General features: G+C 62.2%; 20 protein-coding genes and 3 tRNA genes. 3 read left to right on the forward strand and 20 right to left on the reverse strand.

Translation table 11 applies throughout. The features are described from left to right. Nucleotides 1-68: 68 nt before the first annotated feature. The 11 genes from zipA to ccmA form a co-directional block, all read right to left on the reverse strand. Nucleotides 69-1,853, reverse strand: coding sequence for a cell division protein ZipA (gene zipA / locus ACWFVE_RS12660; protein ID WP_447530539.1), 1,785 nt, complete (start codon nucleotides 1,851-1,853; stop codon nucleotides 69-71). An 876-nt stretch (nucleotides 1,854-2,729) separates the two neighbouring features. Then, nucleotides 2,730-6,221 carry a chromosome segregation protein SMC gene (gene smc / locus ACWFVE_RS12665; RefSeq protein ID WP_447529627.1) on the reverse strand — a complete coding sequence of 1,164 codons (3,492 nt, stop codon included), beginning with the start codon at nucleotides 6,219-6,221 and terminating at the stop codon, nucleotides 2,730-2,732. A 36-nt stretch (nucleotides 6,222-6,257) separates the two neighbouring features. Next, nucleotides 6,258-7,157, reverse strand: coding sequence for a c-type cytochrome biogenesis protein CcmI (gene ccmI / locus ACWFVE_RS12670; protein ID WP_447529628.1), 900 nt, complete (start codon nucleotides 7,155-7,157; stop codon nucleotides 6,258-6,260). Next, nucleotides 7,154-7,618 carry a cytochrome c-type biogenesis protein gene (locus ACWFVE_RS12675; protein ID WP_447529629.1) on the reverse strand — a complete coding sequence of 155 codons (465 nt, stop codon included), beginning with the start codon at nucleotides 7,616-7,618 and terminating at the stop codon, nucleotides 7,154-7,156. The genes ccmI and ACWFVE_RS12675 overlap by 4 nt, the downstream gene beginning before the upstream one ends. Then, nucleotides 7,609-8,136, reverse strand: a complete 528-nt coding sequence (locus tag ACWFVE_RS12680; RefSeq protein WP_447530540.1) for a DsbE family thiol:disulfide interchange protein — start codon at nucleotides 8,134-8,136, stop codon at nucleotides 7,609-7,611. Before ACWFVE_RS12680 ends, ACWFVE_RS12675 begins: the two co-directional genes overlap by 10 nt. After that, nucleotides 8,130-10,121 (reverse strand): heme lyase CcmF/NrfE family subunit, encoded by a 1,992-nt coding sequence (locus tag ACWFVE_RS12685; protein WP_447529630.1) that lies wholly within the window; start codon nucleotides 10,119-10,121, stop codon nucleotides 8,130-8,132. The genes ACWFVE_RS12680 and ACWFVE_RS12685 overlap by 7 nt, the downstream gene beginning before the upstream one ends. 3 nt (nucleotides 10,122-10,124) lie before the next feature. Further along, a complete protein-coding gene (ccmE, locus tag ACWFVE_RS12690) occupies nucleotides 10,125-10,634 on the reverse strand; it encodes a cytochrome c maturation protein CcmE (protein ID WP_447529631.1) in 510 nt (169 codons plus the stop codon). Next, nucleotides 10,624-10,854: a heme exporter protein CcmD gene (ccmD, locus tag ACWFVE_RS12695; RefSeq protein WP_447529632.1), complete on the reverse strand. Its 231-nt coding sequence runs from the start codon at nucleotides 10,852-10,854 to the stop codon at nucleotides 10,624-10,626. The genes ccmE and ccmD overlap by 11 nt, the downstream gene beginning before the upstream one ends. Then, nucleotides 10,851-11,591 (reverse strand): heme ABC transporter permease, encoded by a 741-nt coding sequence (locus ACWFVE_RS12700; protein WP_447529633.1) that lies wholly within the window; start codon nucleotides 11,589-11,591, stop codon nucleotides 10,851-10,853. Before ACWFVE_RS12700 ends, ccmD begins: the two co-directional genes overlap by 4 nt. An 11-nt stretch (nucleotides 11,592-11,602) precedes the next feature. After that, nucleotides 11,603-12,322: a heme exporter protein CcmB gene (gene ccmB, locus ACWFVE_RS12705; protein ID WP_447529634.1), complete on the reverse strand. Its 720-nt coding sequence runs from the start codon at nucleotides 12,320-12,322 to the stop codon at nucleotides 11,603-11,605. Continuing rightward, nucleotides 12,309-12,953: a cytochrome c biogenesis heme-transporting ATPase CcmA gene (ccmA, locus tag ACWFVE_RS12710; protein ID WP_447530541.1), complete on the reverse strand. Its 645-nt coding sequence runs from the start codon at nucleotides 12,951-12,953 to the stop codon at nucleotides 12,309-12,311. The genes ccmB and ccmA overlap by 14 nt, the downstream gene beginning before the upstream one ends. Nucleotides 12,954-13,232: 279 nt before the next feature. On the opposite strand from ccmA, the gene ACWFVE_RS12715 reads away from it, so the two are divergent. Both ACWFVE_RS12715 and ACWFVE_RS12720 read left to right on the forward strand, forming a co-directional pair. After that, entirely contained in the window at nucleotides 13,233-13,634 is a 402-nt protein-coding gene (locus ACWFVE_RS12715; protein WP_447529635.1) for a LexA family protein, read from the forward strand. A 19-nt stretch (nucleotides 13,635-13,653) separates the two neighbouring features. Continuing rightward, nucleotides 13,654-14,289, forward strand: a complete 636-nt coding sequence (locus ACWFVE_RS12720) for an IMPACT family protein (protein WP_447529636.1) — start codon at nucleotides 13,654-13,656, stop codon at nucleotides 14,287-14,289. A gap of 224 nt (nucleotides 14,290-14,513) precedes the next feature. On the opposite strand, the gene ACWFVE_RS12725 is transcribed toward ACWFVE_RS12720, so the two are convergent. The 3 genes from ACWFVE_RS12725 to ACWFVE_RS12735 form a co-directional block, all read right to left on the reverse strand. Beyond that, complete coding sequence (locus tag ACWFVE_RS12725) at nucleotides 14,514-15,833, reverse strand: sodium ion-translocating decarboxylase subunit beta (protein WP_447529637.1); 1,320 nt, start codon at nucleotides 15,831-15,833, stop codon at nucleotides 14,514-14,516. A gap of 12 nt (nucleotides 15,834-15,845) precedes the next feature. After that, nucleotides 15,846-17,669: a sodium-extruding oxaloacetate decarboxylase subunit alpha gene (gene oadA, locus ACWFVE_RS12730; protein ID WP_447529638.1), complete on the reverse strand. Its 1,824-nt coding sequence runs from the start codon at nucleotides 17,667-17,669 to the stop codon at nucleotides 15,846-15,848. Between the two features lie 88 nt (nucleotides 17,670-17,757). Next, nucleotides 17,758-18,015: an OadG family protein gene (locus tag ACWFVE_RS12735; protein ID WP_447529639.1), complete on the reverse strand. Its 258-nt coding sequence runs from the start codon at nucleotides 18,013-18,015 to the stop codon at nucleotides 17,758-17,760. 126 nt (nucleotides 18,016-18,141) lie between these two features. Here ACWFVE_RS12735 and ACWFVE_RS12740 point away from each other — a divergent pair, with 126 nt between their 5' ends. Beyond that, complete coding sequence (locus ACWFVE_RS12740; protein ID WP_447529640.1) at nucleotides 18,142-19,146, forward strand: tRNA dihydrouridine synthase; 1,005 nt, start codon at nucleotides 18,142-18,144, stop codon at nucleotides 19,144-19,146. 210 nt (nucleotides 19,147-19,356) lie between these two features. Here ACWFVE_RS12740 and ACWFVE_RS12745 read toward each other — a convergent pair. The 6 genes from ACWFVE_RS12745 to alaS all read right to left on the reverse strand — a co-directional run bounded on the left by ACWFVE_RS12745 (nucleotide 19,357) and on the right by alaS (nucleotide 24,261). Further along, nucleotides 19,357-19,433, reverse strand: a tRNA-Arg gene (locus ACWFVE_RS12745). A gap of 103 nt (nucleotides 19,434-19,536) precedes the next feature. Further along, a tRNA-Arg gene (locus ACWFVE_RS12750) sits at nucleotides 19,537-19,613 on the reverse strand. 50 nt (nucleotides 19,614-19,663) lie between these two features. Beyond that, nucleotides 19,664-19,756: transfer RNA gene (locus ACWFVE_RS12755), tRNA-Ser, on the reverse strand. 125 nt (nucleotides 19,757-19,881) lie between these two features. Next, nucleotides 19,882-20,070 (reverse strand): carbon storage regulator CsrA, encoded by a 189-nt coding sequence (gene csrA, locus ACWFVE_RS12760; RefSeq protein WP_252106858.1) that lies wholly within the window; start codon nucleotides 20,068-20,070, stop codon nucleotides 19,882-19,884. A 198-nt stretch (nucleotides 20,071-20,268) separates the two neighbouring features. Further along, nucleotides 20,269-21,519 carry an aspartate kinase gene (locus tag ACWFVE_RS12765; RefSeq protein ID WP_447529641.1) on the reverse strand — a complete coding sequence of 417 codons (1,251 nt, stop codon included), beginning with the start codon at nucleotides 21,517-21,519 and terminating at the stop codon, nucleotides 20,269-20,271. Between the two features lie 135 nt (nucleotides 21,520-21,654). Next, on the reverse strand, nucleotides 21,655-24,261 hold the full coding sequence (alaS, locus tag ACWFVE_RS12770; protein WP_447529642.1) for an alanine--tRNA ligase: 2,607 nt from the start codon (nucleotides 24,259-24,261) through the stop codon (nucleotides 21,655-21,657). Nucleotides 24,262-24,278 lie beyond the last annotated feature (17 nt).

The raw sequence follows: 24,278 nt of genomic DNA on the forward strand, positions 1-24,278 counted from the left end.
GCGTTAGGCTCTAGTAACAAAAACACCCGCCTGGCGAGGCGGGTGTTTTGAGACACTTAAAAAGCCGATTAGCGGGCGGTGTGGCGCTGCAGGCGGTGGCGGCGCTCGAACTCATGCACGCGCTGGCGAGCAAACTCGATGGTCTGCGCCGTCATGACGCTGTGGTTTTCGTCCTTGAGCTCGCCGCCCATGTGACGTACGACCACCATGGCGGTCTCGACCATCGCTTCGAACGCAGCGGAGCTATCGAGCGCCCCGGGTAGCGGCATCAAAAACGAGATACCGGGGGTGGCGAACTCGTCCATCTCTTCGATGGGGAAGGTGCCGGGTTTGACCACGTTCACCATGGAGAACTGCAGCTCGCTGTCCGGGCTTTCGGTTTCGAAGCGGTGGAAAACGCCCATTTCGCGGCTAAACCGCAATCCGCAGGCCATCATCAGTTCCAAAAGCTTGCCGCCGTCAAAGCCCTCTTCGTCCCGCGAGAGCACGCTGATCACCACCATTTCCGAGGCGTCGGTCAGGGTCTCCCTGGCGCGCGCGCCCGATACGTCGTGGCGCAGCGCTTTTTCGAGCGCCGGATGGGGGCGTACGACGTTTTCGTCAAAAGCCGGTGCGTCGTAGGCCTCATCGAACGCCGCCTCGTCTTCGTCGAAGCGCGCGTCTCTTGCGCTTTGGCCGCGCAGCGCGCCCATCGAAGGCTCGGCGCTGTAAAGCTCGTCGTCATTGTACTGCGCCGTTGCGTGAGCGGCCTCGGTTTCGCGGGCCCGGGCGTGCTCCTGGGCAATACGCGCCTTTTCGGCTTCGGCGGCTTCCCGGGCCTCGCGGCGCTGCTCGGCTTCCAGCGCCTTACGCTCGGCTTTCTGCTTGGCAAGCGCCTTGACGCGTTCGGCTTTTTCCGCCTTTTTACGGGCGCGCTCCTGACGACGCTCGATCAGGCGACGCTTGAAGGAGCGGCCCATGCCCTCGAAATCGACCAGACGGTACTCGTCTATGGCGTCGTCATCGAGTTCACCGGCGGTGTTGGAGCGCAGCTGGCGCCGCTGACGCGACTCGCTGGTTTTGGCAAAGGCGGCGTCTTCGGGCTCGGCGCGCAGCACGGGCTCGTCGGTCGCGGTATCGGCTTTTTCGCTCTCATTAGGCGCTGCGGCTTCCACCGGCTCAGTGCCAACCGCCTGAGTAGAAAAAGCAGGTTCGGTGGGCGCCACACCAGGCGAGTGCGGCGTATCGAGGGGTGTTTGCGATGTGGAGGCTGCGCCGCTGGTGGGCTCGGCCGCCGAGGGCGCTTCACTTAAAGGCGCTTCATCGGCAAAAAGGCTCGGCTCGCGACGCTCTTCAACGGGGGCGTGTTTAACAGGGCTTTGATCAGCGGAGCGCTCGCTCGGGCTCGCCGCGCGGGTTGGTTCGGCGGTACTGGCCGGGGCGCTCGCTTTAGAGGCAGCGCGGGAAGCGTCGGGGCTTTCTTCATCACGCTCGCTGAAACCGCCCTGATAGGCGAAGCGCTGGCTAGTTGCCGCGCTTTTAGAGCGGGACGCCACTTTGGAAAACGAACGCTTGAAATCGGAGAGTACCCTGGAGGGCCCGGGATGGTCCTGACGCTCGAGCTTGGGCTTTTTACCCAAACCGCTGTAATCGGCGGGCTTGACGACCCGGGCGCCGCCGTTGGGCAGCTCCCAGCTTAGCTCGGCCTCTTTAGCCTCGTCATCGAGTTCATTCACCGATGCCTTGGGCAGGTTGTCGACCGCCTGGTCAAGACGCGGTACCCGACGCTGACGCTGGAGCCTTCGCACTCCATCGACCACGATAAGCGACACCAACGCCAATCCTAGAATGATTAACCACTCTCTTAATTCCATGTCGAGCATTCCACGGGTCATTTTAACCGATTTAAGGCGCTACCCCTGATGATAGCCGCGTCCATCCAAACGCTATATTTACCACCAGGCATAGTGCGTCTGCTACAAAAAAGGGCAACCTGCTGCTCTATCTAATAAAGCTTACCCCGCTACTCGCCAGCCATCGACGTAGCAAGCCCCGCTTTTCGACAAGCCCAACGGCCAAAAGTGCCATCCTGGCGCTTGATTGGGTCGGCCACCTTCGTGCAACAACGCCCTTTTACTTTTACTTCAGCGCTTCTTTATTCATGGCTAACGCCCTGGGCTAGCAATGAAGTAAAGTTCGCCGAAAAGCTTACCAATGCGACAATTGTAGAAGCATTAACGCTAGATGACAAAATCTTACAACCATATTCGATCATTAAACAAGCACAACTAAGCATAATCGCAACAAGTGTTCGTTAGTTCTTGCGAGTTTGAACACACAACACTCTTCGTTTTCTACTGTGGCCATTAATGCTTTAACTATATGTATTTCCAGTAGTAGAGCGCTCACCTTAATCGTAACGGGACCCAATAACCCGTTTGCAATCCCCTGTTATCAAAGCCTTTCGGCTGCGCCTTCGCGACTTTGACGGCTGAACCTGGCCGGCTCGAAGCCCGCCAGTCAGCCGCTTATGAAGTGTCGCGCTCAAACGAATAGCGAGAGGCGGCGATTAATCGATCATCGGCAAGCGTTGCAGCCCCTTTTGCGCCGGACTGCTGACAAAAGAGCGCCCATTCCACGCTTGGCTAACACTTATTCAAGCCCAGGGATGAATAGAGCACTTATCATCGCCGGGCTAAAATCATGAACAAAGCGTAATAGCCGCCAACGGTCGATCTCGTATTAACGGGTCAGTCGACTAGCGCGGTGGCCTCTTCGATACCCACGGATACCAGCCGCGAAACGCCAGGCTCCTGCATGGTCACGCCCATCAGGCGCTCGGCGGCCTCCATGGCGATCTTGTTGTGGGTGATGTAGATAAACTGCACGCTCTCGGACATTTCCTTGACGAGCTTTGCGTAGCGGCCGACGTTGGCGTCGTCCAGCGGCGCGTCGACTTCGTCGAGCATACAAAACGGCGCCGGGTTGAGCTGGAAGATCGCGAACACCAGCGACAGCGCCGTTAGCGCCTTTTCGCCCCCGGAAAGCAGGTGAATGGTGCTGTTTTTCTTGCCCGGCGGGCGCGCCATGATGGCAACGCCGGTTTCCAGCAGGTCGTCGCCGGTCAGCGTTAGCCACGCCGCGCCGCCGCCGAATACCCGCGGGAAAAGCGCCTGCAGCCCGGCGTTGACCTGATCGAAGGTTTCGCGAAAACGCACCCGTGTCTCCTGATCGATACGCTTGATCGCCCGCTCCAGGGTTTCCAGCGCCTCGGTAAGCTCAGCATGCTGCGCCTCTAAATAGTCGCGCCGCTCGGCCTGCTGGTCGTACTCCTCGATCGCGGCGAGGTTGATCGCGCCAAGACGGCGTATCTTCTCGGTCGTGCCTTCCAACAGCGACTGCCAGCGCGACTCCTCGGCATCATCGGCAAGCCCGGCGGCCAGCGCCTCGGCGTCGTGGCCAAGCTCGGCCAGTGCCTCGTCCTGGGTGGTGGCCTTGAGCGCCAGCGCTTGAACCTCCATACGCAGGGTTTGCAGCTGCTCCCGGCTTTGCTCGAGGGTGCGCTCGTGATTTTGCCGAGCGAGCTCGTCGTTTTTGAGCTGCTCAGAGATCACCTGGGCTTGCTCTCGGGTTTCGCTCAGCCGTGCCTGGCGCTGTTCGCGCTCGTGGAGAAGCTCCTCGAGCTCTTCGGCGGCCAGCTCGTCGGGCTCCAAAAGCGTTTCACGCGCCTCTTCGAGCTCTTCGATGCGTAGCTTCAAGCGCTCTTCGCTTTCGCTCGAGCGGCTCTGCTGGGCGCGCAGGCTATCGCGCTCGGTATTGAGCCGCTCGCGCTCCAACGCCAGCGCCTGCTGGCTCGCCTTGAGCGGCGCTTGCTCCCGGGTCAGGCGATCAGACTCTTCGCGGGCGCGGGTACGCTGCTCGACGCTCTCTTCCCGGGCGGTGGCCGTCTCTTCCAGGCGCGTCATCGCTTCACCCCAGCGCTCGCGCTGCTCCTCGAGGGTCAAGGCAAGGCTCTCCTCGTCCTCTCTTAGCGTGGCAAGCTCTTCGTCGATCTCCGCGGCGCGGCCCTGCAGGTGCTCCAGACGCTGGGCCAGGCGCTGCTCCTTCACCGCCAGTTGCTGGCGAAGGCTGCCGTGCTCGCGCTCCTCTTCACCACGCTGCTCGCGCTCGCTCTCGAGCGCTTCAAGCGTTCGAGCCAGCGTCTCGCAACGCTCGTCGAGTTCCGCCAGCGCCTGCTCGACGCCCTCGCGCTGCTGGCTTAGCTCGTCAAAGCGCCGCCGTGTCATCAACAGCGCATCGACGCCTTCACCGCTAGCCTTTTGATGCAGCCAGCCGCGCCCGCACCAAAGGCCCGAACGGCTAACCACGCTCTCGCCCGGGGCGAGGTGCGCCACTTGTGCCTGAGCCTGGTCGTCGCTCTCGACAAAGTGAATGCGCGAGAGCCACTCCCCAAGCGCTCCGGCGCCGCTGACCAGGCAGTCGAGCCGGGCGTCGCTCGCCGCGGCGCTCGCCTCGCTTTGAATCAAACACCAGTCGGTAGCCAGCGCCTCGGGCAGCGCCTTGAGCGTAGCGCCACTGACCATGCGGGCATTGAGCCAGGGCGCGAGCAGCCAGGACACCACCGGCTCCCAACCAGGCGAGGCGCTGAGCGTCTCGCCAAGGCGCGGGGCGTTTTCGAGCCCCAGGGCTTCGAGGTGGGTGTGCAGATCCGGGTCGTGGTCGGCAAGCGCTGCGTCGATCAACGCCTTGAGCGAGGCGAGCTCGCCCTGGCACTGGCTGAGCTCGCCGCGCTTCTCTTCGCGCACGCTCAGAGCACTTTGATGGGCGGTGCGCGCCTCGCTGTAGCGGGCCTGGCGCTGTTCGCGTTCGGTTTGAAAGTGTTCGGCGCGGCGCTCGGCCTCCTGCAGCTCGGCCAGGCTCTGGGCATGTTCTTTTTGCAGCGAAGCGGTGTCGTCGAGCTCACCGCGCTGCTGCTCGCGGCGGGCCCGTTCGGCCTGCTGGCGCTTGATACGCTGTTCCAGATCGACAATCTGGTCCTGGCAGCGCTCGGCGTCGCGGCTGACATCGCGCCAGCGCGCATCGATATCGGCGAAGCGCTGCTCGGCGGCCTCGAGCGCCGGGGCGGCTTGCGCCAGCGTCTCTTCGAGCACTTCGAGCTGCTCCTGTTGAGCTTCGAGCTCGGGCAGTAGTGTCTCCCAGCGCGCCTCGATCTCGGCCAAACGGGTCTGGTCGCCTTCACTGACCCGGCGCTGCTCGTCAAGGTCGCGCCGGGCGGTGTCGATGTCGTTTGCCAGCTGGCTTTCGCGGCTCTTGCGGTGGGCCTGATCCTGCTCGAGGCGCGCAATGCGCGTGGTGGTTTCGAAAAACTGCTGCTGATGACGCTCGAGTACCTCAGAGAGCTCATCGTGCTGAGCGCGGGCCTGCTCGAGGCGGGTTTCGCAGGCGCGCACGCCGAAAACGTCTTTTTCGACGCTGATTTCGAGCTCGCGCACCCGGCTCTCCTGGCGGGTCTGCTCAGCGCGCAAGGCGCGGCCGCGAATCAGCGCAAGCTCGCCCTTGAGCTGGTACTCCTGGGCTTTCAAGGTCTGGTAGCGCTTGGCGGACTCGGCCTGGCGCTTCAAGCGTTCGAGCTGCTTGTCGAGCTCTTCGCGGATATCGTCGAGGCGCTCCAGGTTCTCTTGGGTGCGGCGCATACGGTTTTCGGTCTCGCGGCGGCGCTCCTTGTATTTGGAGATCCCCGCCGCTTCTTCCAGGGTCGCGCGCAGGTCGTCCGGGCGCGCCTCGATCAGCCGCGAAATCATGCCCTGGCCGATCAGCGCGTAGGAGCGCGGGCCAAGCCCGGTGCCCATGAAGAGATCCGCGATATCCCGACGGCGACACTTTTGGCCGTTGAAAAAGTAGTTGGACTGACCGTCTCGGGTGACCAAACGCTTGACGACGATTTCCGCGTACTGGGCGTAGGCGCCGCCCATACCGCCGTCGCGGTTATCGAACTTCAGCTCGATCGCCGCCTGACCGACCGGCTTGCGACCGGTAGAGCCGTTGAAGATGACGTCCGCCATCGACTCGCCGCGCAGCGTCTTGGCCGAGGACTCGCCCATCACCCAGCGTACCGCGTCGATGATATTGGATTTGCCGCAGCCGTTGGGCCCGACGATCGCGGTCATGTTGCCATCGAAGGGCACCGTAATGGGGTCGACGAAGGACTTGAACCCGGTAAGGCGTATGGACGTTAAGCGCATTGCGGCTCTTTATAAAGCAGATAAAAATCGAGCGGGCTATTCAAACACACCGTCGGTCGAAACGTTAGCGCTATCGGCGTCCTCCAGCCGGGCGCTTGCCGTGCGAATCCCCTCGCGCAGCGCCTCCACCGTGTCGCTGTCCTCCAGACTCGCCAGCGCCCGGCGCCAGCGGTCGATGGCGAGCGCGTAGTCGCCTTCGTCGAAGGCGTGAACGCCGAGAAGACTCAGCACCTTGGGCTGGCGCGGGTCAGCTTCCAGGGCTTCGTCGGCCAGCGCCCGAACGTCCGGGGTGAGCCTGCGCCCGGCCATGAAAAAGCGAAGCTCGGCGAGCTCGCCCAAAAGCGCCGGGGCGCGTCCGTCGACCTCGATGAGCCGGGTCAGTGCCTCATCCGCTTTTTCGAGCTCGCCGCTTTGCCGGTAAAAGCTAAACAGCATGCCCCACACGTTGGCGTTTTCAGGCTGGCGCTCGGCCTCGCCCTTCAAACGCTCGAGGTAGCGCTCCATGGAGGGGTTGGGGTCGTTTTCCACCGACTGTTGCAGCGCGTAGAGGGCAAGGTCGCCCTCGGCGCCGTTTTGTTGATAGATAAAAACGCCCGCCGCCAGTGCCGCTACCACCACCACAGGAATGGCCAAGCGCCCCGCCCCCGGGGCCTTGAGCGCGCGCCGGGGCGTAGCAGCGGTGTCGTCGAGCAGGCTGCGCTCGAGCTCGAGTTTGGCCTCGTCAAAGCGCGCCTGATCGATGTCGCCATTCGCCTGCGCATTTTCGAGCGAGGCGAGGCGGCGTTTGAAAATGGCCACGTTCTGCTGGTTGGCGCCGTCGGCTTCCTCGAAGCGGCGCTGGGCCTCATGGAGCGCCTGGGCTCGCCAAAGCGGGGCGAGTAGCAGCCAAAGCGCGGGGAGTCCGGCGAGCGCAATCGCAATCCAAAGCGGCGTCATGGTGACCTCTCGCGGTTGATCAAGGTGTCCAGGCGTTCGCGCTCCGCCGCGCTCAGCGCTTGGCTCGAGGCTTGGCGCCGGGCGCGCACGATCAACGCCAGAATCACCATCGCCAGCAGCACCAGCGCAATGGGCACGCCCCAAAGCAAATAGGTGCGGTTTTCCAGACGCGGGTTATAAAGAATGTACTCGCCGAAGCGGGCCACCATATGGTTGACGATTTCGCTGTCCGACTGGCCCTGGTGGAGAAGCTCGAACACGCGCTGGCGCATGTCCGCGGCAATCGGCGCGTTGGAGTCGTCGATCGCCTGGTTTTCGCAAAGTGGGCAGCGCATGGAGGCGGTCAGGTCGGCATAACGCTGCGCGAGCACCGGGTCGTCGAACTCGCGCACCTCGATAGCGGCCAGCACTAAAGGGCTCACCAGTAACAACATCAGAACGAAAAGAGACCTCAACGCCATTTCTCGACCTCCGGTAGAATGCGCGCATCGACATCGTCGGGGCCGATGTAGCCCTTGTGGTGATAGCGGATCACGCCGTCGCGATCGACCAGAAAGGTTTCCGGGGCACCGTAAACGCCAAGGTCGAATCCCAAACGGCCCTCCGGGTCGAAAATGTTCACCTCGAAAGGGTCGCCGTACTCGCTCAAAAACTGCCCACCCTTTTCCCGGGTGTCGCGGTAGTTCACGCCGACCATGCGAATGCCATGCTCGGCGAGCGTCAAGAGCTGCGGCATCTCCTGTTTACAGGCCGGACACCACTCCCCCCAGACGTTCACCAGCGTGAGCTTGCCGCGCAAAAGCGATTCATCCACTTGGGACTCTGGGTCGCGCAGCGTGCTCGCTTCAAACGCGGGGAACGCCCGGGCCATCAGCGCCGAGTCGCGCTGGGAGGGGTCGCGGGAAAGGCCCTGGTAGAAGAACAGCGCAATGCCGACAAAACCAAGCGGTAACAGCAGCAACAGCCAGCGTCTCATGATAGCGCCTCCACAGGAGTTTCGAGGGCGTGGGGGCGCGCTTTAGAGCGCCGGTAACGCTTGTCGATCACCGCCAGCACCGCCCCCGCCGCCATCAACAGCGCCCCCAGCCAAAGCCAACGTACGAAGGGCTTGTACTGAATGCGCATGGCGTAGCTGCCGTCCTCCAGGTCCTCGCCCATCGCCACGTAAAGGTCGCGAAAGAGCCCCGGGCGCAGCGCGACCTGGGTCATCGGCATGCGGGTGGCCAGGTAAAGGCGCTTCTCCGGTTGCATCATGAACGCCCGGCCGTCGTCCCCCTTGCGCACCTCGATCACCGCGGTATCGGCCAGAAAATTCGCCCCGCGCCGGCTGATCAGTTCCTGCATGGTGAACTGATAACCCGCCACCTCGACCGTGGTGTCCGGCGCCATGCGCACGTTACGCTCGATGTTGTAGTTCGAGACCACCGTGACGCCGACGATCGTGACCGCCATGCCGACGTGGCCCAGCACCATGCCCCAGTAGGCGAGCGAGAGCTTGCCAAGCCCGCGGGTGACCGAACTTGCCCGGCGGCAGGTATCGAAGACATCACGGACCAGCGGCAGCACGATCCAGAGCGCGGCCAAAAGCCCCAGGCTCACCCACAGATTCCACTCGCCCGCGTACAAAAGCGGCGCCACCGCGCTGATGACCAGTGCGGCCAGCCCCGACAGCCAAAGCTTCGCCTTGAGCTCCCCCGCGCCCATGTGCTTCCAGCGCGCCAGCGGGCCAAGGCCCATGAACAGACACAGCAAAACGGTCAGCGGCACGAACAGCGCGTTGAAATACGGCGGGCCCACGCTGATTTTACCCAAATTCAGCGAGTCGAGAATCAAGGGGTAAACGGTCCCGAGCAGCACGGTGACGGTCATGATCACCAGCAGCAAATTGTTGACCAGCAACAGCGAATCCCGGGATAGCCAGCCAAAGCCGACCTGGTGGCTGACCCGCGGGGCGCGCAGCGCAAACAGTAAAAGCGACAGCGTCACCGTCACGCTCAGAAGCACCAGGATGAAAAATCCGCGGGCCGGGTCGTTGGCGAAGGCGTGCACCGAGGTCAGCACGCCGGAGCGCACCAAAAACGTGCCCATCAGCGAGAGCGAAAAAGTGGTGATGGCCAAAAGCACCGTCCAGCTTTTGAACGATCCCCGCTTTTCGGTCACGGCCAGGGAGTGCAAAAGCGCGGTGCCGGTCAGCCAGGGCAAAAGCGAGGCGTTCTCGACCGGGTCCCAGAACCACCAGCCGCCCCAGCCAAGCTCGTAGTAAGCCCACCAGCTGCCCAGCGCAATGCCGACCGTCAAAAACGCCCAGGCGATATTCGCCCAGGGCCGCGCCCAACGGGTCCAGGCCGCGTCCAGCCGCCCGCCGATCAGCGCGGCGATGGCGAAGGCGAAGACCACCGAAAAGCCGACGTAGCCCATGTAGAGCATGGGCGGGTGGATCACCAGGCCGAAATCCTGCAAGAGCGGGTTCAGATCGGCGCCGTCGCTTGGCATATTGAGCAACAGCCGCTCGAAAGGGTTGGAGGTGAGCAGGATAAAGGCCAAAAAGCCGACGCTGATCATGCCCATCACGCTCTGCACCCGGGCGGCCATATCCCGGGGCAGCGGCTTCGAAAAGTGGGAAGCGGCAAAGCCCCAGCCGGCCAGCATCAAGCTCCAAAGCAGCACCGAGCCTTCGTGATTACCCCAAACGGCGCTGGCCTTGTAGTACCAGGGCAGCATCGAGTTGGAGTTGTTGGCCACGTTGGCCACGCTGAAGTCGTCGAGCAGGTAGCTTGCGCTCAGGCAGGCGTAGGCAAGACCCACGAACAGAAACTGCCCCGCCGCCATGGGGCCACCATAGGCCATCCAGAGCGGGCGGCGGGTTAGCGTGCCCGCCAGTGGCAGGGTGGCCTGAACCAGCGCCAGCATCAGCGCCAGAATCAGCGCGAAATGGCCCACTTCGGGAATCATCTTTACCCACATACGTTAATTCCCGTCCGTTTGAGGGCGGCCCGGCCCTTCCAACTGTTTGACGACCCGTTCGGCCTTTTGCTGATAGTCCGCCGGTGAGTAGCCCGCCTCCTCAAGCGCCTGGGCGACCTCCGGCGGCATGTAGTTTTCGTCGTGACGCGCCAGCACCTTGTCCGCTCTCAGGCGTCCGTCGGCCTGCAACTCGCCGACCACCACCACGCCTTGGCCTTCGCGAAACAAATCCGGGAGGATACCGCTGTAGTAAACGCTCACCTCGTCCACGTAGTCGGTGACCACGAAGGCGACGTCCAGACTTTGCGGGTCGCGTGCGACGGAACCCGCCTTGACCAGCCCGCCGGCGCGGATCTGGCGCTCCAGTGGCGCCTGGCCCTGGGCGATTTGCACCGGACTGAAGAACAAATTGATGTTGGCGCGCAGCGCAAAGAGGGTCAGCCCCACGGCCACGCCCGCCAGCGCCACCACGCCGATGAGCGCGAAAAGCCGCTGCTTGCGTTTAGGCGTCATCATTACCCCCAGGGTGTGAAGAAGAGCGTGGGCCGTTTTGCGCGCGGGCCCGCTCGCGGCGGGCGCGACGCCTCACCGCTTTGACCAGCCCGCGGCGCTCCAGGCGCGCCTGCAAAAGGCACAGTAATAGCAGCAAGGCAGTGACGCCCCAAGCCGACCAAACGTAAACGCCGTGGCCGCCCATCGCGAAAAATTCCGTCAGCGAGGTGAACGCCATCATGTATCTCCGCTTAGGAGCGCGCGAACCCAGCGCTTGTCGCCTTCCCGGCGCAGAATTTCGCTGCGCGTGCGCGCAAGCGTAATCGCGGCGAAAAAGCTATAAAACCCGACCAGCATGACGAGCAGCGGCAGCCACATGGCCGCCGGCATCGCCGGGCGCGAGGTCAGCGTAAAGGTGGCGGACTGGTGCAGGGTGTACCACCACTCGACCGAGTACTTGATGATCGGGATATTGATCACTCCGACCATGGCGAGAAGCGCCGCGGCCCGGGCGCCGCTGTCCCGGCGATTGAACGCACCGCGCAGGGCGATCACGCCCAGGTACAAAAAAAGCAGAATCAGCATCGAGGTCAGCCGCGCGTCCCACTCCCACCAAGTCCCCCAGGTGGGCACGCCCCACACCGCGCCGGAAAACAGCGCCGTAAACGTCATGGCCGCGCCGAACGGTGCCATCACCTTGGCGGCCATGTCGGCCACCTTGATCTTCCACACCATGAACACCAGGCTTGCCAGCGCCATGGAAACGAACACCGACTGGGCCAGCAGCGCAGCGGGCACGTGAACATAAATGATGCGAAAGCTCTCGCCCTGCTGGTAGTCCGCTGGCGCCACCGCCAACCCCCATACGGTCCCGACCATCAGGCAGGCGGCGGCCAGCGCCCAGCACCAGGGCTCGAGCCGGGTGCTCAAGCTATAAAACCACTTGGGTGAACCAAACTTATGAATGAAAGCCCACATGGCGCGCATCCTTAGCCGTTGATACTGATACGAAGCGAGGCGGCAATCGCCGGCGGCGCCAGCAAAAGCGCCACCGCCAGCAGCGCCCCTAACATGGCAAGCTGTGGCGCGGCGCTTTCGAGCGCGATGGCGGTCTGCACCGCGCCTGCCCCAAACACCAGCACCGGAATATAAAGCGGCAGAATCAAAAGCGAGGTCAGCACGCCGCCCCGTGCCAGGCCCACCGTTAGCGCGGCGCCAATCGCGCCCACAAGGCTCAACGTAGCGCTGCCCAGCAGTAGTGAAAGCGCCAGCACCGCATAGCTTCCCGCCGGAAGTGCCAGCATCGCGCCCAGCACCGGCGCCATGAGTGCAAGCGGCAGCCCCGTTAAAAGCCAGTGTACGGCCACCTTGGCCACCACCTGCGCCAGTAGCGGCTGCGGGGCAATCAGCAGTTGCTCGAGGCTGCCATCCTCGAAATCGCTGCGAAAAAGCGTATCAAGCGAGAGTAACGCCGCCAACAGCGCCGCTACCCACAAAAGCCCGGGGGCTATCACCGATAAAAGCGCGGGGTCCGGCGAAATACCGATTGGGAACAGCGTGATCACCAGCGCGTAAAACACCAGTGGATTGAGCGCCTCGCCGCGACGGCGAAAGGCCAGGGTGAGATCCCGGGTAAGCGTCGCCTTGAACGCCCGAAAAGCGCCGCCGGGGGCGGTTCGAAGTAACGTCTTTTGATCAGCCGGCGTCACTGTCCACCCTCTCGCCAAGCGTCATACGCCGCACCCGGGTCTGTTCCCCCAGGGCGTGGTGGGTCGTGATCACCACGCTGCCGCCTTCGTCCGCGTGGGCCCAAAGTGTTTGCTCCAGCGCCTTTACCCCTTCCCGGTCGATCGCGGTGAACGGCTCATCGAGTATCCAAAGCGCCCGGGGTGTCAGATTCAGTCGGGCAAGCGCTACGCGCCGCCCTTGGCCTGCGGACAGCTGCCCCACCGGCACGTCTTCGAATCCGGCCAGGCCGATGTCTCCCAACGCGCGCTCGCAGGCCGCCTCGCTTACCGGCCCGCCATCCAACGCCTGGTACCAGGCAAGGTTTTCCAACGGCGTCAGCCCCGCTTTGACGCCCGGCGCGTGGCCCAGATACACCAGATTGGCGAGAAAATCATCGCGGCATTGGCCCAGCGGCTTTCCGTTGAAATAGAGCGCGCCCTCGTAATCGTTGAGCTGGCCCGCCAGTATCTTTAAAAGCGTGGTTTTGCCGCTGCCGTTGGGGCCTTCGACACGCAGAAGCTCACCTGCGTTGATCTCGACATCGAGCCCCTTAAATAGAAAGCGGTCATCGCGCTCGCAGGCAAGCTTTCGGGCTTGAAGGCGCAGGCTCAAAGCGGTCTCCCAAGGCGTGGATATCGCGCGCACTCTACACAAAAAGGCATTTTTGCGCCAGCGTAGCGCCGCCTCGAGCATCACGCCCCTTTACTAAAGCCCACAGCCACGGGGCCCTGCCAAAAAGAAGAGCGTGTTACGACACAGAAGTCTGCATACAGGGCTAGCACTGTATGCAAAAACAGGTTTATACTCCAACCACTGTATGAAAAGACATGCACCCGCGTCGCTTTTCACTTGTTCACGCCCAGGGAGCGGGCGATTGCTGGAGAGAAACAAATGATCGCATCACGACCGCTTGAGACCTCGAACGCTCTGCGCCCCAAAGCCCCGAGCACCAGAGAGTACGCTACGCCCCGCGCCGCCAGCGCCGAGCGCGACGTGACCCGGCGCAACACCTATGCGCTGCGCGTTCGCGGTAATCGCATGCAGCAGTACAACCTGTTCGACGGCGACGTGATCGTGATCCACCGCCACCAGCGCGGCCCGCACCGGGAAACCGCCACGGCCACCATCAACCAGCACGAAGTGGTGCTCAAGGAACTCTCGATCAACAGGCTTGGCGTGCATCTGTGCCCCGAGGACCAGGCGATGCCGGCGGTTTTCCTGCATAATGGCGATATCCAGGTGCTGGGCATGGTAATGGGCAAAAGCCCCGCCGCTGCCGAGAAGCGCCACTAATCGCCTTCAGGAGCCCCGTTTGCGCTACCGAGCCCCGAATCTTTCCTTGGACACGCACTTCGAGGCCGAGATCGTCGTCGAAAAAAGCCAGTTCATCACCTGGCTTTGCCACGCCCCGACGCCGGATGCGTTCGAAGCGCTTCTAAAAACCGCCCGCGCCGCCCACCCTGGTGCCAGCCACCACTGCACTGCCTTCATTGCCGGCCCGCCCGGCGAGCAAACCGCGATTGGTTTCTCTGATGACGGCGAACCCGGCGGCACCGCAGGCCGGCCGATGTACCAGGCGCTTCTGGGCAGTGCTCTGGGCGAAGTCGGTTGCGTGGTGACTCGCTACTTTGGCGGCACCAAGCTTGGCACCGGCGGGCTCGCCCGCGCCTACGCCCAGGCCGTGAACAAGGCGCTCGAAACCCTACCCACCCGGGAAATCGTCGAGCGTGAACACTACCTTTTGAAAGTAGCGTTCGCCCAGGAAGCCCAAGCCCGCGCCTATTTCGAAGAGCAGCGCGCGCCGATTGCCGCCGACTACGACAGCCAGGGCGTCACGCTCACCGTGGCCTGGCCCAAAGACGAGGCCGCAGACTTCACCGCATTGGAAAACCGCTTGAAGAGCACGCTGGATATTCAGCCTGCCAAAACCGACAGCGCCCCACGTTAATGTGAGGCGCTGTCAGGGCGATACTCAAGGTGCCATCCAGCTATCGTGTCGAGTAGCTCGTAGCGAGGGTCTTTCGCCAGGGCCGGAAGACAGCTCCTTTCGCTTCCGGCATTCCCGCCATCCATGGCGGTCAGATGGCGAAAGTAGCGCCCAGGGAGGGGTTCACAGCGCCCTCGCGTAGAGCTACTCGACACAGCACGCATACCCGTATACGTCCACCTGTCTTACCCCAAATACTTGATCATCACCCCGGCGGCCACCGCCGAGCCGATCACACCGGCCACGTTCGGCCCCATGGCGTGCATCAAGAGGAAGTTGTGCGGATTGGACTCAAGCCCCACCCGGTTGGCCACCCGCGCCGCCATCGGCACCGCGGAGACCCCGGCGGCGCCAATCAGCGGGTTGATCGGCATTTTGCTGACCAGGTTCATCAGCTTGGCCATCAACACGCCAGCGGCGGTGCCGATCCCGAAGGCCACGATGCCAAGGCCCAGAATCCCCAGCGTCTCGAAGGCCAGAAAGCTTTCGGCCATCAGCTTGGAGCCCACCGAGAGCCCTAGCACGATGGTGACGATATTGATCAAGGCGTTCTGGGCGGTATCCGCCAGGCGCTCGACCACGCCGCACTCGCGCATCAGGTTACCAAAGCAGAACATGCCCAAAAGCGGCGCGGCGTCCGGTAGGAACAGCGCCACCAAAATCAACAGCATGAGCGGAAACACGATCTTCTCGAGTTTCGACACCGGGCGCAGCTGCGTCATGGTGATCTTGCGCTCTTTATCGGTGGTCAGAAGACGCATGATCGGCGGCTGAATCAACGGTACCAGCGCCATGTAGGCGTAGGCCGCCACGGCAATCGCGCCCAATAATTCGGGTGCCAGCACACTCGAGACGTAGATCGAGGTCGGCCCGTCCGCACCGCCGATGATCCCGATCGCCGCCGCCTGATTGAGCGAGAAGTCCATCACCCCCATCGAGGTGAGCAGAACCGCCCCAAAGAGCGTGGCGAAAATACCGAACTGCGCCGCCGCGCCCAGAAACAACGTGCGCGGGTTGGCAAGCAAAGGGCCGAAATCGGTCATCGCGCCCACGCCCATGAAGATGACCAGCGGCGCGATGCCCGAGCCAATGGCCACGCTGTAGAAATTATACAGCACGCCGTTGCTGTAACCCGCCCCCACGGCGATATCGCGGGCGGCACGCATCTGCTCTGGCGCGGCGTTATGCGCAACCGCTTTGAGCGCTTCCCGCCAGGCCTCCGCCCCGGCAACCGGGTCGAGCGCCACGCCAAGTGCCGCACCGATTTGCTGCAAAATCGCCGGGCGCGCTACTTCGATCGCCTGGTCGAGCGCAGAGATCGCAAGGCCCGCCTCGGGGATATTGGCCAAAATGCCGCCAAAGCCGATTGGCACCAGCAAAAGCGGCTCGAACTTCTTGTAGATGGCGAGATACAACAGCACCAGCGCCACCAGGATCATGACGGCCTGGCCGAGCGCGAGGTTATAAAGCCCCGAGCCCTCCCATAGGGTGATTAATTTATCCATTACCGTATGCCCTTAAAGCTCGACCAGGGAGTCACCAACGGCGACGCTATCGCCCTCGCTCACGTTGACACTGGACACCGTGCCGGCGCTTTGGGCGCGCACTTCGGTCTCCATCTTCATGGCTTCGAGAATCACCACCACGTCGCCTTCCGCGACCTGGTCGCCCACCTTCACGTTGACCTTGAAGATGTTACCCGCAAGCGGCGCATCGATCCCCTCGCCGCTGGGCGCGGCGGGTTGGCTGGCAGGCTGCTCGGCTGGCGCGCCGCTGGCTGGCGTTTCGCTGACCTGGCTGATATCGCCACCTTCGGCGACCTCGACCACGTAGGCCTTGCCGTTGAGCTTGACGGTGTAGGTCTCGGGCCCTTGGGCGGGGGCGGCTTTGGCCGGCGCTTTGGTTTTTTCTTCGCTTACGGCCACGCTTTGCGGGTCGGCCTGGGGCGCGGGCTCGAAGACGTCCGGGTTGTCGCGGTTTTTCAAAAACTTGAGGCCGATCTGCGGGAACAGCGCATAGGTCAACACGTCGTCGATGCGCGACTCACCTTCGGCCAGGCGGATGTTCTCGGCCTGGGCTTTTTCTTCAAGCTCACTGTCCAGGCGCTCCATCTCCGGGGCGAGGTTGTCCGCCGGGCGGCAGGTGATCGGCTCACCGCCGTCCAATACGCGCTTTTGAAGCTCCGAGCTAAACGGTGCGGGGGCAGCACCGTACTCGCCTTTCAGTAGCGCCTGTACCTCTTTGGAGATCGACTTGTAGCGCTCTCCCATCATTACGTTCATCACCGCCTGGGTGCCCACGATCTGCGAGGTCGGGGTAACCAGCGGAATGAAACCGAGATCCTCGCGCACCCGCGGAATTTCGCTGAGCACGTCGTCGAGCTTGTCGCCGGCGCCCTGCTCTTTTAGCTGGCCTTCCATATTGGTCAGCATACCGCCGGGCACCTGGGCGACCAGAATCCGCGAGTCGATACCCCGGAGCGAGCCCTCGAACGCCGCGTACTTTTTGCGCACTTGGCGGAAATAGCCCGCGATATCCTCGAGCGCTTCCAAATCCAGGCCCGTGTCGCGGTCGGTATCCTTGAGCATGGCGACCACGGACTCTGTCGGACTATGGCCATAGGTCATCGACATCGACGAGATCGCGGTATCCACGTTATCCACGCCCGCTTCGACCGCCTTCAAAATGGTCGACGTCGAAAGCCCGGTGGTCGCGTGGCAGTGCAAATGCACGGGAATCGAGAGCCTCTTTTTGAGTCGCGTGACCAAATCAAAAGCGGTATAGGGCGTCAAAAGCCCGGCCATGTCCTTGATCGCCAGCGAGTCAGCGCCCATGTCCGCGATGGTGCTGGCAAGCTCGACCCAGCTGTCCAGGGTGTGTACCGGGCTCACCGTGTAGGAGATGGTACCCTGGGCGTGGCCGCCGACCTGGCGCACGGCCTTGATCGCGCGTTCCAGGTTGCGCGGGTCGTTCATCGCATCGAAAACGCGAAACACGTCGACGCCGTTGGTTTTGGCGCGCTCGACGAATTTGTCGACCACGTCATCGGCGTAGTGGCGATAGCCCAGCAGGTTCTGGCCGCGCAACAGCATTGCCTGAGGCGTGTTGGGCATCGCCTCTTTCAGCGCGCGAATGCGCTCCCAGGGGTCTTCCCCCAGGTAGCGGATACACGAATCAAACGTCGCCCCACCCCAGGTTTCGAGCGACCAGAAGCCGATGTTGTCGAGTTTTTCGGCGATAGGGAGCATGTCGTCCAGGCGCAGGCGGGTAGCGAACAGCGACTGGTGGGCATCGCGAAGGACGACATCGGTAACTCCTAGAGGGCGTTTGTTCTCGTTCATGCTCTATTCTCAAAAATAGGTGTTGTATTAGTAAACTTAACAAAATACAGCGCTGGGCTTTTGTAAAGTTCGCTAGGGCTTCCTGTCGTTACCGAGTACTTGATGTGCGGTAACGATGCACGGCAGCCGAGATGATGGCCATGGTTTCGTCATCCTGACCCGCAGGCTCCGGTGGGGCTGCTCGCCCGGCGGGTTGGGTGGCGGCTTGCGGGGTGGGCTGAAAGCGCCGTATGACCGTCGACATCAGCGTGACGCTGATCACCAGGATGGTAAGAAAAACAAAGACGAACCCCATCCCCATCGCCATTAGGGCCAGTCCTTCCTGGAGTAATTCTCCTTCTTGCATACTTCCCCCGCCTGGTCATGTCATTGAGTGGCACACCAAACGCCTCTAAAGGCGCTTGGCGCAGTGAGGACAATCCTCTAACCTGCCACATTCAGAATAGAATGCAATGACGCTAAAGTGGAAGCCATGGTTGTTAATTTACTACAAAAGGGGGAGATCGGCCTGGCGCCGATGGAAGGTGTGATCGACGCCCTCACCCGCGATCTACTGACGCGTCAGCCCGGTTTCGACTGGACGGTCACCGAGTTTGTCCGCGTGGTGGATGCCCGCCTGCCTCCCCGCGTGTTTTACAAGCACTGCCCCGAACTCGAGCTCGAGCACGTGACCACGCCCAGCGGCGTGCCGGTCCATCTGCAGCTTTTGGGCTCAAGCCCCGAGGCGCTGGCCGAAAACGCGCGCCAGGCGGCTTCCTTGGGCGCAGTCAGCGTGGATCTGAACTTTGGCTGCCCGGCCAAACTGGTCAACCGCCACGATGGGGGTGCGTCGCTATTGCGCCGCCCCGAGCGCGTCTACCAGGCCGTCGATGCGGTCTACCAGGCGCTCGAAGGACAAATACCGGTGACGGCGAAGATTCGTCTGGGCTTTTCGGACCGGCGCCTGGCCGTTGCCTGCGGCCAGGCCGCCGAGGCAGGTGGGGCCTCGCGGCTGGTCGTACACGGGCGCACCCGCGACGAAGGCTACCGCCCACCGGCACACTGGGAGTGGATTGGCAAAATTCGCGCACGCCTTGGCATCCCCGTCGTTGCAAACGGCGATATCTGGACGCTGGAGGATTACTGGAAAGCGCGCACACTCTCGGGCTGCCAGGATGTGATGCTGGGACGCAGCGCCCTGGCGGACCCCTGGCTTGCGCCGCGCATTCGCCACTGGCTCGACACCGGCGAGCGCCTGGGCGAGACAACCTGGGCGATGCGCGCCGGGGTCATTGCCGACTACGCCAGGCGCCAGCGCGAAGCGCTACCGGACCGTGTGGTCGTGTCGCTGGTCAAGCAGTGGCTTGCCCAAATGCGCCAGTCAAACCATGAGGCCAATCAGCACTTCCAGCGCTTAAAGCGGGTGACCGACCTCGACACGCTCTTGCGCGAGCTCGTCCCGGCGACGCCACAACCCATCACCACCACCCCCGCCTAACCCAAAAGCGCCCGGCCAAAAAAAACGCCTGACCACGTAAAGTGGCAGGCGTTTTAAACGACCGCAGAGAGCGCGAGCCGCCCTCCTGCGTCAGGTTCCATCCTTTTGAACCGACTCGATATCCGGCGCCTAAGCAGCCGCCTTACGCGTACTGACTCAGGGCACCAACGCAGAAAACCCGCCTTTGAAAAGGCGGGTTTTCCTGGAATCTGGCGCGCCCGGGAGGATTCGAACCTCCGACCCTCTGATTCGTAGTCAGATACTCTATCCAGCTGAGCTACGGGCGCTTGATCGTCGTTAATCGACGAAAAACAGTGTAACATCAATCACTTGGCAACGAAAGGCTTGTTAGATCAGACATTGAACTAAAAGCACTGAAGGCTTACAAGATGGCGCGCCCGGGAGGATTCGAACCTCCGACCCTCTGATTCGTAGTCAGATACTCTATCCAGCTGAGCTACGGGCGCTTATCTTAAAGCAACTGCTCTTCAAGCAATCATGTTACGGGTTATGCGGTTGGCGGAGAGAGAGGGATTCGAACCCTCGATAGGGCTATAAACCCTATACTCCCTTAGCAGGGGAGCGCCTTCAGCCACTCGGCCACCTCTCCTCAACGGCACGGCGCGAATATTACCGATAATACTGAGGCTTGTCCAGACTTAAGCAGAAATTTTTTCGCGCCGGCTTTGGGTTAGCGCTTAAACGCCCTTTAGTGGACGTGGTATAAGGCGCCATTTATTCGGGTTCGCTTTCAGTATCGCGCTCGCGCTGGATTCGCTGGTAAATCTCTTCACGATGTACGGCGACATCCTTGGGGGCGTTAACACCAATTCTGACTTGATTACCTTTTACACCTAACACCGTGACGGTGATCTCATCACCTATCATCAGTGTCTCGCCTACGCGGCGCGTTAGGATGAGCATGGCTGATCTCCTTCTCAGACGTTTGTACAACGGTTCGTGTCCGCCAGAGGCGTCAACGCCGCCATTATGCGGCAAAGCGGCACCAGTCACCAACGACTGATGCCTCTGGCTCCATGACACTTGAACTTCCGTTGCAAGAAAGCTCACCACCTACGGTAGCAAGTTACCTCTTAGCGTAGAAGGTTTGGAGCACAAATGTTATTCGGATTCTACATTTGCATTATCCAACCCGAACGCCTTGTGCAGTGCGTTGACCGCCAGTTCCATGTGCTTTTCGTCGATGACCACCGAAATTTTGATCTCCGAGGTGGAGACCATACGGATATTGACGTTCTCGTCGGCCAGCACACGGAACATTTTCGAGGCCACCCCAGCGTGGGAGCGCATGCCCACACCCACCAGCGACACCTTGGCGATATTGTCATCGCCGCGCAGCTCGCCGCCGCCGAGATCCGGGATCACGGTTTCTTCCAAAAGCCTTTTGGTCGCCTTGTAATCGCCCTTGGCCACGGTAAAGGTGAAATCGGTGTAGTCGCCGGCCGGCGCCACGTTCTGCACGATCATATCGACTTCGATATTGGCATCGGCAATGGGGCCTAAAATGCGCGAGGCAACACCGGGAACATCCGGGGTGTGCAAAAGGGTCAGCTTGGCTTCGTTTTTGGTAAAGGCAATACCGGAGATCAGCGGTTCTTCCATGGAATCCTCGTCTTGGTCAGCATCTGCGATAATCAGGGTACCGGGGCCATCCTCGAAGCTCGAGAGCACCCGTAGCGGAACGTTGTACTTGCCGGCAAACTCCACCGCGCGAATCTGCAGCACCTTGGAGCCCAGGCTTGCAAGCTCCAGCATCTCTTCGACGGTGATGCTTTCAAGGCGCTGAGCACGGGAGCATACACGGGGGTCGGTGGTGTAAACGCCATCGACGTCGGTATAGATCTGGCATTCGTCGGCGCCGAGTGCGGCCGCCAGCGCCACGCCGGTGGTGTCCGAGCCACCCCGGCCCAGGGTGGTAATGTTGCCGTCTTCATCCACGCCTTGAAAGCCCGCCACGACCACCACCTTGCCGGCATCGAGATCACTTTTCAGATCGTCGGTTTCGATACGCTGGATGCGCGCCTTGGTGTAGGCGTTATCGGTGTGAATACCGACCTGGGCGCCGGTGTGGGACGTCGCCGGGACACCCAACTGCTGAAGCGCCATGGCAAGCAGCGAGATAGTCACCTGCTCACCGGTGGAGAGCAGCATATCCATTTCCCGCGGCGTCGGGTCGTCGTTCAAGGCCTGGGCCATGTCGGTGAGACGGTTGGTCTCGCCGCTCATGGCAGAAACGACCACGACGATCTGGTGGCCCTGATCGCGAAAGCCTTTTACTTTTTCCGCCACGGCCTTGATACGGTCGACCGAGCCGACCGACGTACCGCCGAACTTTTGTACGTATAGTGCCATATGCCATTTTCCCTATGGGTTCGGAGTAAAAGAGTAATAGTAGACTAGCCCGGCATTGGCGTTGGAAAACCGTGCCAGTTACTACGCCGATGAATATAAAAAAAGCCGGTGGCAACGCTGCCACCGGCCTCTTGCTTAGAGCACGCTTTCCAACCAGGCCGGCACGCTCTCGAGCGCCCCCGGCAAGGCATCGGGTTGGCTGCCCCCGGCCTGAGCCATATCGGCCCGCCCGCCGCCTTTGCCGCCCACCTGGGCGGCCACGTGATTGACGAGCTCGCCGGCTTTCACGCGGTGAGTCAAATCGTCGGTGACACCGGCGATCAGGCTCACCTTGCCCGCCGCCTGGTCGGCCACCGCCAAAAGGATCACCCCGGAGCCCAGCTTGTTCTTGAGCTGGTCGAGCATACCGCGTAGATCCTTGCCGGAAACGCCTTCGAGCTGGGTGGCCAGCAGCTTCACGCCGCCGACTTCCTGCGCCTGGCTCAACATATCGCTGCCCGCCGAGCTTGCCAGCTTCGCCTTGAGCTGCTCGAGCTCTTTTTCGAGGGTGCGGTTACGCTCGAAAAGCGATTCGATGCGGGATTCGACCTGCTCGGGCTTGGTCTTGAGCCGCGCCCCCAGCCGCTCCAGGGCGGCTTCTTGCTGGTAGAAGTACGCCAGCGCGTTTTCGCCGGTGATCGCCTCGATACGGCGAACGCCGGCGGCGGTGCCCGCCTCCGTCACGATATGGAAGCAGCCGATATCGCCGCTTCGCGCCACGTGGGTGCCGCCGCAGAGCTCGATGGAGAAATCGTCAGCGCCGATGGTCAACACGCGGACATTGTCGGCGTACTTCGCCTCGAACAGAGCCGCAGCCCCTTTGGCTTTCGCCTCATCGAGGCTCATCTGCTCGGTTTTGGTCGGCGCGTTGGCCAGCACCTGCTCATTGACCAGCCGCTCGACTTCCTTGAGCTGCTCCGCTGTCAATGCCTCGAAGTGACTGAAGTCGAAGCGCAGCCGCTCGGCGTTGACCAGCGACCCCTTCTGCTGGACGTGGTCGCCCAGCACCATACGAAGCGCCTCGTGCAGCAGGTGAGTGGCCGAGTGGTTGCGCACGGTGGCAGCACGCAGGCCAGTGTCGACCTCGCCGCGCACATCCGCCCCCACGCTGAGCGTGCCTTCGACCATCACGCCCTGATGCAGATGGTGACCACTTTGCTTTTGCGTATCGTTGACCTGAAAACGTCCGCCCTCGACATGCAAGTAGCCGGTATCGCCTACCTGCCCGCCGGACTCGCCGTAAAACGGCGTGCGGTCCAGCACCACGATGCCCTTCTGACCTGCCTCGAGCGCGGCGAGCGCGTTGCCTTCGCTATCCACCAGCGCGGTGACTTTGGCGTCATCGGCCAAAAGCTCGTAGCCGGTGAAGTTCGTGGTGCCGTCGAGCTCGATATTGGCGCTGTAATCGGCGCCGAACTGGCTCGCGGCCCGGGCACGTTCGCGCTGGGCCTCCAGTGCCTGCTGAAAGCCCTCTTCGTCGAGTTTGACGCCGCGCTCGCGGCACACGTCGGCGGTCAAATCGAAGGGAAAGCCGTAGGTGTCGTAAAGCTTGAAGACCGTCTCGCCGGGCAGCGTATCGCCTTGTAAAGAATCAAGCGCCTCACTCAAGAGCCCCATACCGTGATCCAGGGTGCGCGCGAACTGCTCTTCTTCCTTGAGCAGCACCCGGGCGATTTGATCGCTGGATTCGCGAAGCTCCGGGTAGGCATCCCCCATCTCGGCGTCGAGGGCGGCGACCAGCGTATGGAAAAACGCGCCGGTCGCGCCGAGCTTGTGGCCGTGGCGCACCGCGCGGCGGATGATCCGGCGCAGTACGTAGCCGCGGCCTTCGTTGGACGGCAGTACGCCGTCAGCGATCAAAAACGCGCAGGAGCGGATATGGTCGGCGATGACGCGCAGCGACGGCGCCTCCAGGTCGCTGTAGCCGGTGGCCTGGGCCGCCGCCTTGAGCAGGTTCTGAAAAAGGTCGATCTCGTAGTTGGAGTGCACGCCCTGCATGACGGCCGCCACGCGCTCGAGGCCCATGCCGGTGTCGATCGACGGCTTGGGCAGCGGGTTTAGCGTGCCCTGGGCGTCGCGGTCGAACTGCATGAAGACCAGGTTCCAGATCTCGATGTAGCGGTCGCCGTCCTCTTCCGGGCTTCCCGGCGGGCCACCCCATACGTCAGCACCGTGATCGAAGAAGATTTCCGAGCTCGGGCCACAGGGGCCGGTATCGCCCATCTGCCAGAAGTTGTCTTCGTCGAGGCGCGAGAAACGCGCGGGGTCGATGCCGATCTCGTCTTTCCAGATCCGTTCGGCTTCTTCATCGCTTATGTGCACGGTGACCCAAAGTTTCTCTTTGGGTAGCCCCAGGGTCTCGGTCAAAAAGCGCCAGGCAAAGCGGATGGCGTCTCGCTTGAAGTAGTCGCCGAAGCTGAAGTTACCCAGCATTTCGAAAAAGGTGTGGTGGCGCGCGGTGTAGCCGACGTTATCCAGGTCGTTGTGCTTGCCGCCGGCACGCACGCAGCGCTGGGCCGAGGTGGCGCGTACGTAGGGCCGCGGGTCACGCCCCAGAAACACGTCCTTGAACGGCACCATGCCCGCGTTGGTGAACAACAGCGTCGGGTCGTTGCCCGGTACCAGCGAGCTCGAGGGAACCACGGTATGTCCGTGCTCCTCGAAATAGGTTAGAAAGGCCTGCCTGATCTCTGCGCTTTTCATAGGGGTTCCGTGACAAT

The organism is Vreelandella mediterranea (assembly GCF_970647075.1).